Below are 15596 nucleotides of genomic sequence, written 5' to 3' on the forward strand. Positions count from 1 at the left end.
TTGACACCCCCTGACTTTTTAAGTAGTCCGTCCTGAAAAATAGGATGTGAAAAATTTTTTGGTTGATCGATTCTTTGAAAACTGAAGATGATTGCGGCTAAAGAAGAGATTTTCTGAATGATTTTCTCTACACTGTCTGTCGATTCCCTCTAAGGCTTGCTTTTATCCCATTTGCCCATGCAGTTGGACAATCTTTTTCATGTTCCAGGCGAGGGTGGCCCATACAACATTGACGGTATCTCCTGCCGCTCCCTTGTACCGACAGCGATTCATGCGATGATCGCTTTTGAGATGACCGATAACGGGTTCAATCTTGACTCTTTGCTTCAAGGCTTTTCTGAACCAGGATTCTTTGCTGTCCGGATGAGGCGTCTTTCCCTTCTTTGGAATGGCGATTCTTTTGATGCCCCACCGTCTGCGGCAGTTTTCCTGTTTTTTGAGGGATTGATCGAATCCCCGATCCGCCGCAACTTCTCGTGGTCGTTGTCCCACATTGGTCTTGATTCCGGTGATCACCCGTCCCAAGGTCTTCACATCGGCGACGTTATGCTGATATTCCACATGGGACAGGATCAAACCGTCATCGTTTTTTGCAAGAGCAATAAGTGCTCCAAACTCAGTGTCGGGGTGGCTCTTTCCTTTCCTGATCACGGCCACATTCGGCTCATGAAGGGAGTAAATCCGCTTTCGAGGAAGGTGGCCGGAGAGAACCTCCTCCGTTTGATTGACGATTTTCTTCCCGAGAGAAACCAGACGATTGAGTTTCCGTCCCGATTCCTTGAGCCCTCGACGGTAAAGACTGCTTACCACCCTTCCGGTCTTTTCGACCACATGACGGGTCATCTCTTTGAGTTTTTTGATCTCCTCTTTCCTGCCTTCCGGATTTTTTCGGTGGAACTTCTTGATTCCGAGGAGGAGTTTTTTACCAGATCGATTGAAGGTGCGAAAGGGCTTCCGAAGGGTTACCTCCTCACGAACCCTTTGGACTTGCTTGACGATCTTCTCTCTAATCCGGTAAAGGAGATCGGCGTCCGTCGGATAGGCGATGTTCTTGGGTTGAGCAGTGGTATCGACCGCCACCCGTCTGGCTTTTACCAAGCCCATCTCGGACCAGGTCTTGAGCAACGCCGCCTCTATCTCTTTCATCCCTTCCGTGCCGATTCGATTCCGAAACTTCACCAGGGATGTGGCTTCCATAATCTGTCCACGCTGAAAGCTGTTGAATCCGCAAAAGCACTGCCAGTAGGCGTTTTCATGCAGCATTTCAACCGCTCGTTCGTCGGAACAGTTATAGCGATGTTTCAAAATGTGTATGCCGACCATCAGTCGAATGGATTTCCCCTGGCGACCCCGGAGGCTATAGTAAGCAGACAGTGTATCATGGATGTTGTCCCAATCGATCAAGCGTGCGGCACGAAGTAACTCATGCTCCGGGTTGAGGACATCCGAAAACTGCGTCTCGAACATAAGAAGTTGCCTTTCTGGAATATGTACTTTCATATCAGCCACTTATAGTACATTTTCAGAGTAGAAACAACTGCAAATCCACAATTTTCTTCAGTTTTCAAAGAACAGTTTCATTATTTATGCGGGTTGCAGCCCGTATTTTTCAGGACGGACTAAGTAGTAAGGATAGATTTCAAAACAGGAATCGACGGACAATCGCCATTACACATCAAACTCATAGAATATGTTTCAGGAGGGCAGAATGAGTCGTTTCAGAAAATTTCATTCTTTCAGACTTTTATTTTCAGGATTGCTGATCCTGTTTTTCATTGTTTCGTTTGCAGGATGCGGTAAAGACCAGGGGAAAGCGCCTGCGGGAGGAGAAAAGAAAGAAACCGCGGCAGGAGCCATCCGGATCGGCGTCGCCGGCTCTCACAGCGGCGATCTGGCCTCCTACGGGCTGCCCACGGTCAAGGCGGCGGAACTGGTGGTTAAGGGCATCAATGCCAAAGGCGGCATTCTGGGCCGAAAGGTTGAACTGCTTGTCGAAGACGATGCCTGCAAACCGGAAATGGCGGCCAACATCGCGGCGAAACTGGTCTCCTCGAAGGTCGACGCCGTCATCGGTCACATCTGCAGCGGCGCGACGAAAGCAGCCATCGGCATATACAAGGATGCCGGGATCATTGCCATATCCCCCTCGGCAACCCACCCGGAGCTGACCCAGAGCGGGCAGTACCCGAACTTTTTCCGGACCATCGCCCCGGATGACGCCCAGGCGAGGCTGCAGGTGGATTTTGCCATCAACAGTCTGAAGGCCCGCAGGATCGCGGTTCTCCATGATAAGGGCGATTACGGCAAGGGCCTGGCCGAATACGCCAGAAAATTCATCGAGTCATCGAACGCGGCTCAGGTTGTCCTCTTCGAAGGCGTAACCCCGGGGGCGGTGGACTATTCAGCAGTCGTTCAGAAGATCAAAGGATCTGACGCCGATGCCGTTATTTATGGCGGCTATCACCCGGAGGCGTCATCCATTGTCATGCAGATGCGCAAGAAAAACATGAAAACCTGGTTCATCTCCGATGACGGGGTTAAGGACATCACATTCATCAAGGTAGCCGGCTCCTATGCCGAGGGCGTCTATGCCACCGGTCCCAGGGACACATCCTCCAATCCCCTGGCCATTGCCGCCAATGAAGCACACAAGAAAGCCTATGGTTCCGATCCCGGAGCCTTCTATCTGAATGCCTATGCGGCGACCCAGGCGCTGCTCAACGCCATCGAGAAGGCCGGCTCCACGGATTCTGAAAAGATTAAACAGACCCTGCGTTCTCAGGACGTGGATACCCCCCTGGGGAAGATCCGCTTTGACGAACGTGGGGATGCCCTGGGCGTGGGTTTTGCCATGTATCAAGTAAAAAACGGAGCCTACGTCGAGGTTAAATAAGTTCAATCAGTCAGGTAAAATGGACTATTTTCTGGAGCTTCTGGTCGGGGGGCTGACCCGCGGCAGTATTTACGCCCTCATCGCCCTCGGCTACACGATGGTGTACGGCATCATCGAATTGATCAATTTCGCTCACGGCGAGATTTACATGATCGGGGCCTTCACGGCGCTGATCGTCGCCGGCGTGCTCACCCTTAATGGATTTTCAGGAATTTCCGTTCTGATCCTGGCGGCGGTCTTTGCCGTGGTTTACGCCTCCGCCTACGGGTTTACCGTGGAAAAAATCGCCTATAAGCCGCTGCGTCAGGCGCCACGGCTTTCGCCGTTGATCAGCGCCATCGGGATGTCCATTTTTCTTCAGAATTACGTCCTCCTTGCCCAGACCTCCGATTTCCTCCCCTTCCCCAATCTTTTGCCCCAGTTTGACTTCATGGCCCCCTATGCTCACATCATGGGTTCGACCGAACTGTTCATCGTCGCCACGACAGCTTTGATCATGATCTTCCTCACCCTGCTGATCAAATTTACACGGATGGGAAAGGCGATGCGCGCCACCGCCCAGGACCGCACGATGGCCATGCTCACCGGCGTCAACGTCAACCGCGTGATCTCCAACACCTTCATCCTGGGTTCCGCCCTGGCCGCTATCGGAGGCGTGCTCATCGCTTCCCACATCGGCCGGATCAATTTCTACATCGGTTTTATCGCCGGGATCAAGGCGTTTACCGCGGCTGTGCTGGGCGGAATCGGCAGCATCCCGGGCGCCGTCCTCGGCGGACTGGTTCTGGGATGGACGGAAAGCTTCGCCACGGGTTATGTCTCCAGCGATTACGAAGATGTCTTTGCGTTCCTGCTGCTGGTGCTCGTTTTGATTTTCCGACCCGCCGGCCTTCTGGGGCGATCTCCAACCCGCAAGGTATAAGTCATGAAGAAGGTAAAGAATGCCGTCCTGACCTCCCTCTGGTTCATGTTTCTCACGTTTCCTCTACTGGCGATCCGGGTGAACACGATCGAAAACATTGTGGAATGGCGTTGGAAAAACATGATTATCGTCGGAATCGGCACCTTCGTTATGTCGCTTCTCTGGCAATACATGCAGGCCAGAAAGGGATCAGGTCCGGGACCGGCTGAAAAGAAAAATGAATACCTGCATTTTTTTTCCCGAAAAATTCTCGATGAACCGTTGATTTACAAGTCGATCCTTGTTTCCGGTGGACTGTTCGCCCTTGTTTTTCCCTTTCTTTTCTCCAGTTATCAGACCAGCATCATGACGACGGCTCTTCTTTACATCGTTCTCGGACTGGGACTGAACATCGTCGTGGGACTTGCGGGCCTGCTCGATCTAGGCTATGTGGCCTTTTATGCCGTAGGCGCTTACACCTATGCCCTTCTCAATGTCCACTTCGGCGTGGGATTCTGGACCGCGCTGCCCATCGGCGCCCTGCTCGCCGCCTGTTTCGGCGTTATCCTCGGCTTTCCCGTCCTGAGGCTCCGGGGGGATTATCTGGCAATCGTAACCCTGGGATTCGGAGAAATCATCCGTCTCATTCTCGAAAACTGGAATGCCTTTTCTTTTGGCCCCAGCGGTATTTCCAACATTCCTCGCCCTGGCTTCTTCGGCATCGAACTCAGCCTGCAAAACGCCACAATTTATATCTATTATCTCATGATCGCCCTCTGCCTCTTCACCATTCTGGTGGTTAACCGCCTCCAGCATTCGCGTATCGGCCGGGCCTGGATCGCTCTTCGGGAGGATGAACTGGCCTGCGAAGCCATGGGGGTTGACAAAACTCGAACGAAACTGACCGCTTTTGCCCTGGGAGCCACCTGGGCCGGCATGGCCGGGGTGATCCTGGCCGCCAAGACCACCTTCATCAATCCGGCGAGCTTCACCTTTCTGGAATCGGCCATGATTCTATCCATCGTTGTGCTGGGAGGCATGGGTTCAATCCCCGGCGTGATTCTGGGCGCCCTGCTGTTGATGCTTCTTCCGGAATACCTGAGGGTCTTCAAGGATTACAGGATGCTCCTCTTCGGAGCCACCATGGTGCTGATGATGGTCTTCCGGCCACAGGGCATGATCACGGCCGTCCGGCGGACCTATCAGTACAAGGAGAACGATTCGTGACTTCCGAAACGCCCTATCCCGCCCTGGAGGTTCTTGACCTGACGATGGATTTCGGCGGTCTGCGCGCCCTCAACGCTGCCACACTTCATGTCAAGGGGGGGGAAATCGTCGCCCTGATCGGACCCAACGGCGCCGGCAAGACGACCTTCTTCAACTGCATCACGGGCCTGTACCATCCAACAGAAGGCGATATCTTCATCTGCCCGCCCGGCAAACAAAGGGAACGGATCAACGGTTTGAAAATCAATGCCGTGACCGAGCGCGGGTTGGCCCGCACCTTCCAGAACATCCGCCTTTTTCAGAACATGACGGTTCTGGAAAACGTCATGCTGGCCCGCCATTGCCGAAGTTCCTCCGGAATTCTGGGTGCAGTGCTCCGAAACAGAAAGACCCGACTTGAAGAAAGGGACATCGTGCGCACCAGTTTTGCCATCCTGGAAAAGATCGGCCTCGCCGATGTGGTCAATCTGCCGGCGAAGAATCTTCCTTACGGGGCGCAGCGGCGTCTGGAGATAGCCCGGGCCATGGCCACGGAACCATTTCTTCTCCTGTTGGACGAACCCGCCGCTGGAATGAATCCTCAAGAAACACGAGAACTTGAAGGCTTGATCCGGCAGATCCGGGATCAGGAGGGGATCTCCATCCTGTTGATCGAACATGACATGAAGCTGGTTATGAGCCTTTGCGACCGGGTGACGGTTCTCGATTACGGCCAGAAAATCGCCGAGGGAACGCCCCGGGAAATCCGGGAAAACCCCGTTGTCATCAAAGCCTACCTGGGAGAGGATATCTGATCATGCTCGAATTGCGTCAGGTAGAAACCTGGTACGGGAACATCCAGGCGCTGAAAGGCATCAGCATCAAGGTCCGCCCGGGAGAAATCATCACCCTGATCGGCGCCAACGGAGCAGGGAAAAGCACGACTCTCATGTCGATTTCCGGACTCGTTCCTCCCCGGAGGGGGGAGATTCTCTTTGAGGGACAGCCCATTCACACCCGGACACCCGATGCCATCGTGGCCTTGGGAATCTGTCAGGTCCCGGAAGGCCGGCACATCTTTCCCCAATTGACCGTTGCGGAAAACCTCGACATGGGGGCCTTTCTTCGCAGGGATCGATCAGGAATCAAAAACGATCTGGACTATGTCTTCGATCTGTTTCCGATCCTTGCCGACCGCCGCCATCAGCCCGGTGGAACGCTGAGCGGCGGCGAACAGCAGATGCTGGCGATATCCCGAGCACTCATGGCCCGGCCAAAGCTTCTACTCCTCGATGAACCGTCCCTGGGTCTTGCCCCGATGATGGTCCGTCTCATCTTTCAGATCATCCGCAAAATCAACCTGGAAAACGAAACAACCATTTTTCTGGTAGAACAGAATGCCCATATGGCGCTTCAGGTCGCCCATCGGGGGTACGTCCTGGAAAACGGCAGAATTCTGATGGAAGGAACATCTGAGAAGCTTCTCCACAACGAAGCCGTCCGACAGGCCTATCTTGGACTGTAATGGAAAACATTAACAAAAAAGGAACTTTACAAAACAGTCTATACAGTGGTATTTAAATTACCATTGCGGAATTGATCAGGACGGTCCATCTTTTTTCAGCGTCTCCCTTCCCCCTTCTTCCACACACTTTGGTCCGCCTGACCCGCATATCCCTGAACCCTCTAAGGGTTCCCCCATGGAGGAGATGCCCATGAATTACATCAAAATCAGTCTGGATGATGAGATCACGGAAACGGCCCGTGAGTTTGAAAAAACCATTGACGACATGTTTCACATGATCAATTCAGGCTATTCCGTTTCCCAACGCACCTGGCGGCCCCAGATGGATATCTACGAATCCCCCGACCGGCTCATTATTTTCGCGGAAATGGCCGGGGTAAAGCGGGAGCATATTCATCTGGAAATCAGCAGTCGGACCGTCAAGGTCTATGGAAGACGAACCACCGGTGCCGGAATCGGCAACGCCCGTTACCATCTCGCGGAAATTCCCTTCGGTTATTTCGAGCGGAGCCTGGTGCTGCCCGCCCCCATAGACACCGACTCCGCGGAAGCGGTTTACGCCGACGGCCTTCTGGAGATTCGCATGACCAAACTTCCTCTGAGCAAAGTCCATAAAATCATGTTCCAGCATCGTTGACAGGAAAAATTCCCTTAAGGAAACCACATTGCTGTGGAGGTTCCCATGCCGGAAAGCACGATCAACGAGGATTCCAAAATCTTCAAGTTGCCTGAAATCCTTCCCATCATGCCTATTTTTCATACCGTGGCCTTCCCGAAGATGATGTTTCCCATGGATATCGTTGGAAATCGTTTCATCCAGTTGGTAGATGAAGCCATGGCAAAGGACCGGCTGCTGGGACTGGTGCTGACCAGAAAAGCGCCGTCCGCCGAGGGACCGTTATGCCAGTGCGAGGATCTCCATCGCGTCGGCACCTGCGTATCCATCCTGAAATTGGCCAAACAGGCCGGTGAAAAGGCCCAGCTTGTGGTCCAGGGTCTTGCCCGCTTCCGGATTGTCGAATTCCTTGAAGAGGAACCTTACATCCAGGCCCGCGTCGAGAAGATCGAGGCGGACATCCTCATCAAGGATCTTGAAATCGAAGCCCTCATGGCCAATCTTTCCACTCTTTTTGATCGTGTTATCAAGCTGTCCCCGTTTCTTCCCCAGGAGTTCGCAGCCATGGCCAAATCCATCCAGGAGCCGGGCGATTTGGCCGACATCATTGCTTCCATCGTCAACGCCTCTGTGGAAGACAAGCAGAAAATCCTCGAGACGCTTGATATCCGGCAGCGCCTGAGAGAAATCACCCTCATCGTCAACCATCAGCTGGAAATTCTGGAACTGGGCAGTAAAATCCAGTCGCAGGTCCAGGAAGATATCGATAAAAGTCAGCGGGATTTCTACCTCCGCCAGCAATTGAAGGCAATCCGCGAAGAGCTGGGTGAGTCCGACGAAAACCGGGTCGAAGTCGCGGAATACCGCAAAAAGATCGAAGAGAAAATGCTGACGGAAGAGGCCAGGAAGGAAGCCTTCCGGGAACTGGACAGGATGTCGCGCATGCATCCTGCCTCGGCGGAATATTCCGTGGCGACGACTTATCTGGACTGGATCACGTCGCTTCCGTGGAATGAACGGACACAGGACAACCAGGACATCAGGCAGGCCCGTCGAATCCTCGACGAGGACCACTATGGCCTGGATAAGGCCAAAAAGCGCATCATCGAATATCTCGCTGTCCGCAAACTTAAGCCGGACACGAAAGGGCCGATTCTCTGCTTTGTCGGGCCGCCGGGAACAGGAAAAACCTCATTGGCCCAATCGATTGCCCGGGCGCTGGGACGGAAATTTTATCGGATTTCTCTGGGCGGGGTTCACGATGAAGCGGAAATCCGCGGTCACCGCCGGACTTACGTCGGCGCGCTGCCGGGGCGCATCATTCAGGGAATTCGCCGGGCTGAATCCAGCAACCCCGTTTTCGTACTCGATGAAATCGACAAGGTGGGCAGCGACTTCCGGGGAGATCCCTCCTCCGCTCTGCTGGAAGTGCTTGATCCGGAGCAGAATTTCGCCTTCATGGATCACTACCTGGGTGTTGCGTTTGACCTTTCCCATGTGACCTTCATCACCACGGCAAACATCCTGGACACCATCCCGCCCGCCCTCAGGGATCGCCTTGAAGTCATCGAACTGCCGGGTTACACCCAGGATGAAAAGCTGCGGATCGCGGAACGCTATCTGATTCCCCGGCAGAGGGAGGCCAACGGCCTGACTCCGGAGCAGATCAAGTTCACCCGCGGCGCCGCCAGACTGATCATTTCCGGCTATACCCGTGAAGCGGGCGTCCGCAACCTGGAACGGGAAATCGCCGCGGTCTGCCGTGGCGTCGCCAGCCAGATTGCCGAAGGTGAAATCTCATCGGCGCTCATCAGCGCCCGTGATATTCATCGGTACCTGGGACCTGTCCGAATGATTTCGGACGCCAGGGAGCGGATATCCAAACCGGGCATTGCCATGGGACTGGCCTGGACTCCTACAGGAGGCGACCTGCTGTTTGTTGAAGCGACCGCCATGAAGGGCAGAAAAGGCCTGACCCTGACCGGACAACTGGGAGAGGTCATGAAGGAATCGGCCAGCGCCGCGCTCAGTTTCATCCGCTCCAACGCGGTAAAAATCGGTATCCCGGTCGACTTTTTTGAAGAAACCGACATTCACATACACGTCCCCGCGGGCGCAATCCCCAAGGACGGCCCTTCCGCCGGGGTGACCATGCTTGCCGCGCTGGCCTCCCTGCTCACAAATCGAACGGTAAAAAACGATCTGGCAATGACGGGAGAAATTACTCTGCGAGGGCTGGTACTTCCCGTAGGAGGCATCAAGGAGAAAGTGCTGGCTGCTCATCGCGCGGGAATCAAAACCATAATTCTTCCCAAATGGAACCGGAAAGATCTGGAGGAAATACCCTCAAAAGTAAGGAAAGAAATGAACTTCGTCTTCGTCAATGACATGCGTGAAGTTCTGAACATCGCGCTTTCCAGGAAATAATGACTACATGCGCAAGGCAATTCGCCGGGAAACCGGCTATATTGCAATTTGAGGGCTTATTCCCTGCCCCGGCACAGGAAATCACCTGCATGCAAGCGGATGCAAAATAAGGATTTTGGAAGCCATAAATCAGGGTTCCCCTTATAGCTCAGTCGAAAAAGTTCATTTATATATAAGTCAAATTTCCTTATAAAAATGTAATGGTGGCGGTTTTTTCCTTCAAGTCCTGATTGACGGTAAACTGCCGAAAAGAGCAACAAAGGCAATGCCGTAAACCGCCGCCGAAAGGCGGCTCTTAATCCTTTGAAGACAGATCAATAAGGAGGAATCGATGAAAAAAAACAGCAAAGGGATCATCTGCTGTCTGGTTTCTGTCTTGTTCGTCATTGTTGCAGGGACTGTCTTTGCTGCGAGCAGCACATACAAAATCAGTCCTGGAGACTCTCTTGAAATTTCCGTATGGAAAGATCAAAGTCTCACCCGAACACTGGTCGTCCCCCCGGATGGCTTCATTTCCTTCCCCCTGATCAAGGATCTGGACGTCTCCAATCTTACCGTTCCTGAACTTCGAGACATAGTTACCAAAAAACTGGCTGCCTATGTACCCGACGCCAACGTCACGGTCATTCTTCTCCAAACCCCAAGCATGACAGCCTATGTCATGGGCAAGGTCAACAAGCCCGGTCAGTTTCCTATCACGACAGAAACCACCGTCCTGCAGATTCTCGCGATGGCGGGAGATCTGAATCCTTATGCCGCGGGCAGCAAAATTTTCGTTCTTCGTCATGAAAAGGGGAAAAGCACAAAAATCCCCTTCGATTATAATGAAGTAAAGCGGTTTGAAAGACTTGAGCAAAATATTTACCTGAAACGCGGCGACGTCGTTGTGGTTCCGTAACAACCTGACATTCAAATATGTTTTCTGTACACTTTTTTTCCCCTGAGTTTCCGGACGAATTCGTTTCCATGCTCATGGTGAAAATTTTTATGAAAGGAATGATACAATGAATACAAAACACCTCCCTTCCAGCGGCCTCCGAAGCACGAGCAAGTTGTCCATTTTCATTTTGTCTCTCGTCCTGTCCGGTTTGCTTTTAACCGGGCAAGCCCGAGCCGCGGAAAGGACGATTACTCCCTCGGTCGGGGTCAAGGCGGAGTACAATGACAACATTGATTTTTCTCATGGAAATGAACGGGATGATTATATCGGCACCATCAGCCCGGGCCTTAAGCTGGATTATAAAACCGAACGAACGGTCCTTGGCGCCATGGCAAGAATCGATGTCGTCGAATATCTGGATGAAACCGATGAAAATACCGTGAATCAGACATATGGCTTGAATGCCTCTCACATGCTGCTGGAAAAGCTCGGCATAAGGGCTAACGCCGGCTATATCCGCGATACAACCACGGACTCGTATCTGGAGGAAACCGGCTTGATTACAAGGAAATCCACGCGCCATAGTTATCGGGCTGGAGCGGGGCTTACCTATAACCTGACCGAAATTTCGGATTTGGGTCTCGATTACGCCTATTCAAAAAGTGACTATGATGAGGAGGACAAAGTAGACTCTACAAAAGATACCGTAAGTATGGCCTATCGTCACTTCTTTCGTGAACGCCGCGATATCGTAACGGTTACGCCTTTCTACTCCCGTTACGACTCCGATACCAGCACCACGGACAACTACGGTCTCTCCGTGGGATTGACCCACCGCCTCCAGGAGACCCTGGTGATGGATGTCGCACTGGGTGTCCGATACTCCGACGCGGAATACCATGATCTGGGCACAACAGATGACAACTGGGACTGGACGGCCAATATTGCGGCAACGAAGTCCTGGGAAACGGCGTCCGCCACCATCGGTTACGGGCGGGATCTGTATTACAGCGATCAGGGCGAGCCGATCAACGTGGACCGTTTTTATGCAAGAGCCAACAGAAATCTTACAGAGCGATTCGGCGTGAGCCTGACCGGCAGTCTTTACTTCTCCAAATCCGACGATGAGGTAGGCAATGAAGATACACGTTACTGGGAAGTCACTCCCAGCCTTTACTACAATATAACACGGGATCACCGGCTGGAAGTGGGATACAGTTATGCCAACGATTACGACAAGACCTTGACGGAGGACGACGAAGCGGAACGGAACAGAATCTGGGTTCTTCTGACATTCAACTTCCCCAAGACCTGGTAAGACAGCCACATCGTCGAGAATAAAGAAAAACAAACAAAACCCCTTTATAAAGCAAAGGTGAAGCGCCATGGAAAAGCAGAAGGATTTTAAAGAAATCGTGCAATTATTCAAAAGACGAAAAAAAACATTTCTTGTCGCGTTCTTTTCCATTCTGTCACTGGCAATTCTTGTCGCTTACATTCTTCCACCTGTATATGTTTCGAAATCAACGATTCTTATCGAAGCACAGCAGATCCCCAATGAATATGTCCGAACTTCTGGTTCCAGTTACGTAGAGGAAAGACTGTCCACGATCACTCAGCAGATTCTCAGCAGTTCCAAACTCATGGAAATCATCAACCAGTTCAACCTCTATCCGGACAGTCGCAATAAATCCTCAATTGAAGAAATCTCCGAAAAAATGCGCAACGACATTAAACTGGAAACGATCAGCACCTTCGATCTCAGCAAAAACACTCCCGGCATGTCCAATTCTTCCCGATCAAGGGAGACCACCGTTGCCTTTCGTCTTGCCTATGAAGGCAGCGATCCCGTCACGGTGCAGAAAGTGGCCGATGGCCTGGCCTCTCTTTATTTGAAGGAAAATATCAGGACAAGGAGTGAACGGGCAACGGTTACCGCGGATTTTCTCGATTCGCAGCTTGCTGAAGTCAAAAAGCAGATGGATGATGCCGCCGATAAGCTCAGCGCATTGAAAAGCGCGCACATGGGCGAACTGCCGGAGCAGAACGTAAGTGTCACGCAGGCCATCGACCGGCTCAGTCGCGACCTCGACCAGATCAATGCCCAGCTCCGCGCCGCCCAGCAAAGAAAAGCTTACCTCATCGGCCAGTTGGCTTCCGTCGAACAATACATCCCCGACAGATCGCCACGAGAAACGGAAATGCATCCCGATGAGCGGCTGGATTCTCTTCGCAATGAACTGATCAACCGCCAGACAACCTTTACGGATAAGCATCCGGATATAATTCGCCTGAAAAGAGAAATCCGTGAACTGGAAAAACAGCTGGCCGATGCAAGAAAAACAGGGTCTGGCACGGACATTCGTCCTGGAAAGAAAATCGTCAATCCCGCCTATACCAATCTGAAAACCCAGATTGAAACGGCGACCATGGAAATTAGCTCCCTCCAACAACAGGGCGGCCAGGTCAGAAGCCAGTTGAATTCCTATCAGAGCAAGCTTTACCGTGCTCCAATGATAGAAGGGGATTATAACAGACTCCGAACAGATTACGAGAATGCCAGAAACAAGTATAACGACCTCATGAACAAGCTGATGGAGGCCAAGGTTACCCAGGGGATGGAGAAAGCACAGCATGCGGAACGCTTCACCATTATTGAACCGGCCTCTTTTCCGGAAAAACCGGATAGACCAAACCGGTTGAAAATTATCCTCACCGGCCTTTTCCTGTCTCTGTTCGGCGGTATCGTGCTTGTCGCTGCCCAGGAATCCCTGGACCAGTCCATAAAAACGGTGGATGATTTGACCAGGGTCGCCAAATCCCCGGTATTGTCCGTAATCCCTTTCATAACGAACAGGAAGCAGATCAGTCGGAGCTCAAAAAAGGGAACTCCATTGAATCCGCAAGCTTCGGCAAAGGGGACAACGTGAATGCAGCCTTGCATATAATTCAGATCAGACAGTTAACCAAGAAGAGGTGAAAGCCGTGAGCAAATTACAGAAAGCACTGGAAAAGGCCAAGGAAGCCCGGGGAGATTCCCTGGAAAGTTTGACTCTTGTTCCGGAGGTTCCCGAAGCGTCTGATAAAGGTTCTGTAGCATGCCTGAAAAGGCAGGAAATTCCCGCTCCTGTCTATTTCCAGACACGCAAACTGCCCGTGGATTTCAATCAGCTCATACAAAACCGGATCATTCCCATTTGTCATGGCAACCCGGCGGCTGACAGGATTAAGATTCTTCGCACTCAGGTTTTGAGCCGGATGACAGAAGAGGGAAAGAACACCCTTTTGATCACGAGTGCCAATCCCGGAGAAGGAAAGACGCTGACAGCCATCAATCTTGCTATCAGCATCGCCCATGAAATGGATCGAACCACCCTGCTCGTGGATACCGATCTTCGAAAACCCTCGATCCACAGCTACTTTGGTTTTGAGGCCAGTCGAGGTCTTTCCGATTATCTGAAAGAGGGCACACCAATCAGCGATCTGCTGATTTCACCCGGCATTGAAAAGCTGGTTATTCTGCCCGGCGGCCAGCCCATGTCCAACTCAAGTGAGCTTTTGGGATCGCCTCGAATGGAAGCCCTTGTCAAGGAATTGAAGGAACGTTACCCGGATCGATTCATCATTTTCGACAGTTCCTCTCTGTTGACCTGTGCGGACGCACTCGTTTTCTCACGTTTCATCGATGGGATTCTCATTGTCGTGGAAGCAGAAAGAACAACCCGGAGTGACCTGAAACGGACCTTCGAAATGCTGGGGGATAAACCGGTTATCGGAACCTTGCTCAACAAGTCCAGGGACTAAGGGATCATTCTCATGTATGAGTCATTCTACGGTTTAAAGGAAAATCCCTTTCATCTTACGCCGGATCCCGCCTATCTCTTTATGAGTCGGGTCCACGAGGAAGCCTATACCCATCTGGAATACGCTGTTGTGGAAAACAAGGGATTCGTGGTGATTACGGGAGAGATCGGCTCAGGGAAAACGACGCTGATCAATGTTCTTTTGAGCAAAATCCAACAGAGCATCCAGGTGGGGGTGATCAACCAGACCCTGGTTCAGCCGACACAGTTCATCAAAATGATCTGTCAGGAATTCGAACTTCCCACCGATACCCGGGACAAGGCAGAACTGCTCGATCTTTTTCATGATTTTCTGTTACAGCAGTTTGCGCGGAGAAAGCGGGTTACCCTGATCATTGATGAAGCCCAGAACCTTCCGAATAACACATTGGAAGAGATCCGCATGCTCTCGAATCTGGAATCGGAAAAACACCACCTCATTCAGATGATGCTGGTCGGGCAGCCTGAGCTGAAATACAAACTGCGGCAGAAAAGACTGGAGCAGTTTGTTCAACGAGTCACGGTATATTGTCATTTGAGCGGTCTGGACAAAGAAGAAACATCCCGGTATATCCATCATCGTCTTCAGGTCGCCGGCGCGGAAAAATCGGACATATTCAGTGAGGAAGCCATTCAGGTCATTCATGAATATTCCCGCGGCATACCCCGTCTGATCAATATCCTGTGTGACGCGGCACTGGTCTATGGCTTTGCCGATGGACTTACGAACATCGAGAAGCATGTCATCGATGAAGTGATCGCAGAGCGAAAAGTGGGTGGAATTTTTCAGGATTACGCCGCGGAAGAAGCAAATGCCGTGTTTCCCGTTCCCGGACAAATAAAAGAGATTGAACCTGAAACGGGTCAGCTTATTCAATCGGTGGAAAGTCGACTTCAGTTGCTGGAGAGTGTCGTAACGGATATCAATCAGCGCTTGAGCATCCTTTTTTCCCGTCGGGAGCAACAGGATGACAGGGTACTTCAACTCCTCAAAATGCTGAAGCAAAGCACGGAAAACCGCATGGAACTCATGGCGGAAATTCAGCTGCTCAAACAGCAGCAGAATTCGAATTAACGACAATTTACCCACCTTTTTCAGGAATCCTGCTTGCACGCATCAGCCAATAAGCCGGCAATGTCTTTTCTGCATGCATTACTCCGACAATCCAGGCTGTGTTCAGCATTTTTTTACGATCCGGCATGTGGTGCCGGCAAAAAATAACAGCCATAGACACAGCCCAGCATTTCCATACAAACTTCAGGCAATCCGCATTCCCAGCCAGCACAGCCCTCCGGTTTTTTCCTG

13 protein-coding genes are annotated in these 15596 nt (G+C 51.9%); 12 read left to right on the top strand and 1 reads right to left on the bottom strand.

Features of this window, described 5'->3' with window-relative positions; all coding sequences use genetic code 11:
• Window positions 1-162: 162 nt before the first annotated feature.
• The gene (locus SYN_RS10965; protein ID WP_011416657.1) at window positions 163-1509 is read right to left on the bottom strand and encodes an IS5-like element ISSac2 family transposase; all 1347 of its coding nucleotides are present in this window, start codon (window positions 1507-1509) and stop codon (window positions 163-165) included.
• 199 nt (window positions 1510-1708) lie between these two features.
• On the opposite strand from SYN_RS10965, the gene SYN_RS10970 reads away from it, so the two are divergent.
• The 12 genes from SYN_RS10970 (at window position 1709) to SYN_RS11025 (ending at window position 15365) form a co-directional block, all read left to right on the top strand.
• The gene (locus SYN_RS10970; RefSeq protein ID WP_041585027.1) at window positions 1709-2893 is read left to right on the top strand and encodes a branched-chain amino acid ABC transporter substrate-binding protein; all 1185 of its coding nucleotides are present in this window, start codon (window positions 1709-1711) and stop codon (window positions 2891-2893) included.
• Window positions 2894-2912: 19 nt separating this feature from the next.
• A complete protein-coding gene (locus SYN_RS10975) occupies window positions 2913-3815 on the top strand; it encodes a branched-chain amino acid ABC transporter permease (RefSeq protein WP_011418203.1) in 903 nt (300 codons plus the stop codon).
• A gap of 3 nt (window positions 3816-3818) precedes the next feature.
• Window positions 3819-5021 (top strand): high-affinity branched-chain amino acid ABC transporter permease LivM, encoded by a 1203-nt coding sequence (gene livM / locus SYN_RS10980; RefSeq protein ID WP_011418204.1) that lies wholly within the window; start codon window positions 3819-3821, stop codon window positions 5019-5021.
• Window positions 5022-5065: 44 nt separating this feature from the next.
• Window positions 5066-5815, top strand: a complete 750-nt coding sequence (locus SYN_RS10985) for an ABC transporter ATP-binding protein (protein WP_049750050.1) — start codon at window positions 5066-5068, stop codon at window positions 5813-5815.
• 2 nt (window positions 5816-5817) lie between these two features.
• Window positions 5818-6525: an ABC transporter ATP-binding protein gene (locus tag SYN_RS10990; RefSeq protein WP_011418206.1), complete on the top strand. Its 708-nt coding sequence runs from the start codon at window positions 5818-5820 to the stop codon at window positions 6523-6525.
• A gap of 190 nt (window positions 6526-6715) precedes the next feature.
• Window positions 6716-7162, top strand: coding sequence for an Hsp20/alpha crystallin family protein (locus SYN_RS10995; RefSeq protein ID WP_041585028.1), 447 nt, complete (start codon window positions 6716-6718; stop codon window positions 7160-7162).
• A gap of 45 nt (window positions 7163-7207) precedes the next feature.
• Window positions 7208-9568 carry an endopeptidase La gene (gene lon / locus SYN_RS11000; protein ID WP_041585666.1) on the top strand — a complete coding sequence of 787 codons (2361 nt, stop codon included), beginning with the start codon at window positions 7208-7210 and terminating at the stop codon, window positions 9566-9568.
• 331 nt (window positions 9569-9899) lie between these two features.
• Window positions 9900-10466, top strand: coding sequence for a polysaccharide biosynthesis/export family protein (locus SYN_RS11005; RefSeq protein ID WP_011418210.1), 567 nt, complete (start codon window positions 9900-9902; stop codon window positions 10464-10466).
• Window positions 10467-10572: 106 nt separating this feature from the next.
• A complete protein-coding gene (locus SYN_RS11010) occupies window positions 10573-11766 on the top strand; it encodes a hypothetical protein (protein WP_011418211.1) in 1194 nt (397 codons plus the stop codon).
• Between the two features lie 67 nt (window positions 11767-11833).
• Entirely contained in the window at window positions 11834-13378 is a 1545-nt protein-coding gene (locus SYN_RS11015; RefSeq protein ID WP_011418212.1) for a GumC family protein, read from the top strand.
• Window positions 13379-13433: 55 nt separating this feature from the next.
• Window positions 13434-14252 carry a polysaccharide biosynthesis tyrosine autokinase gene (locus tag SYN_RS11020; RefSeq protein ID WP_041585667.1) on the top strand — a complete coding sequence of 273 codons (819 nt, stop codon included), beginning with the start codon at window positions 13434-13436 and terminating at the stop codon, window positions 14250-14252.
• A 12-nt stretch (window positions 14253-14264) separates the two neighbouring features.
• Window positions 14265-15365, top strand: a complete 1101-nt coding sequence (locus SYN_RS11025) for an ExeA family protein (RefSeq protein ID WP_011418214.1) — start codon at window positions 14265-14267, stop codon at window positions 15363-15365.
• Window positions 15366-15596 lie beyond the last annotated feature (231 nt).

Origin of the sequence: Syntrophus aciditrophicus SB, from assembly GCF_000013405.1 — a bacterium.
In the GTDB taxonomy this organism is placed as follows: Bacteria; Desulfobacterota; Syntrophia; order Syntrophales; family Syntrophaceae; genus Syntrophus; species Syntrophus aciditrophicus.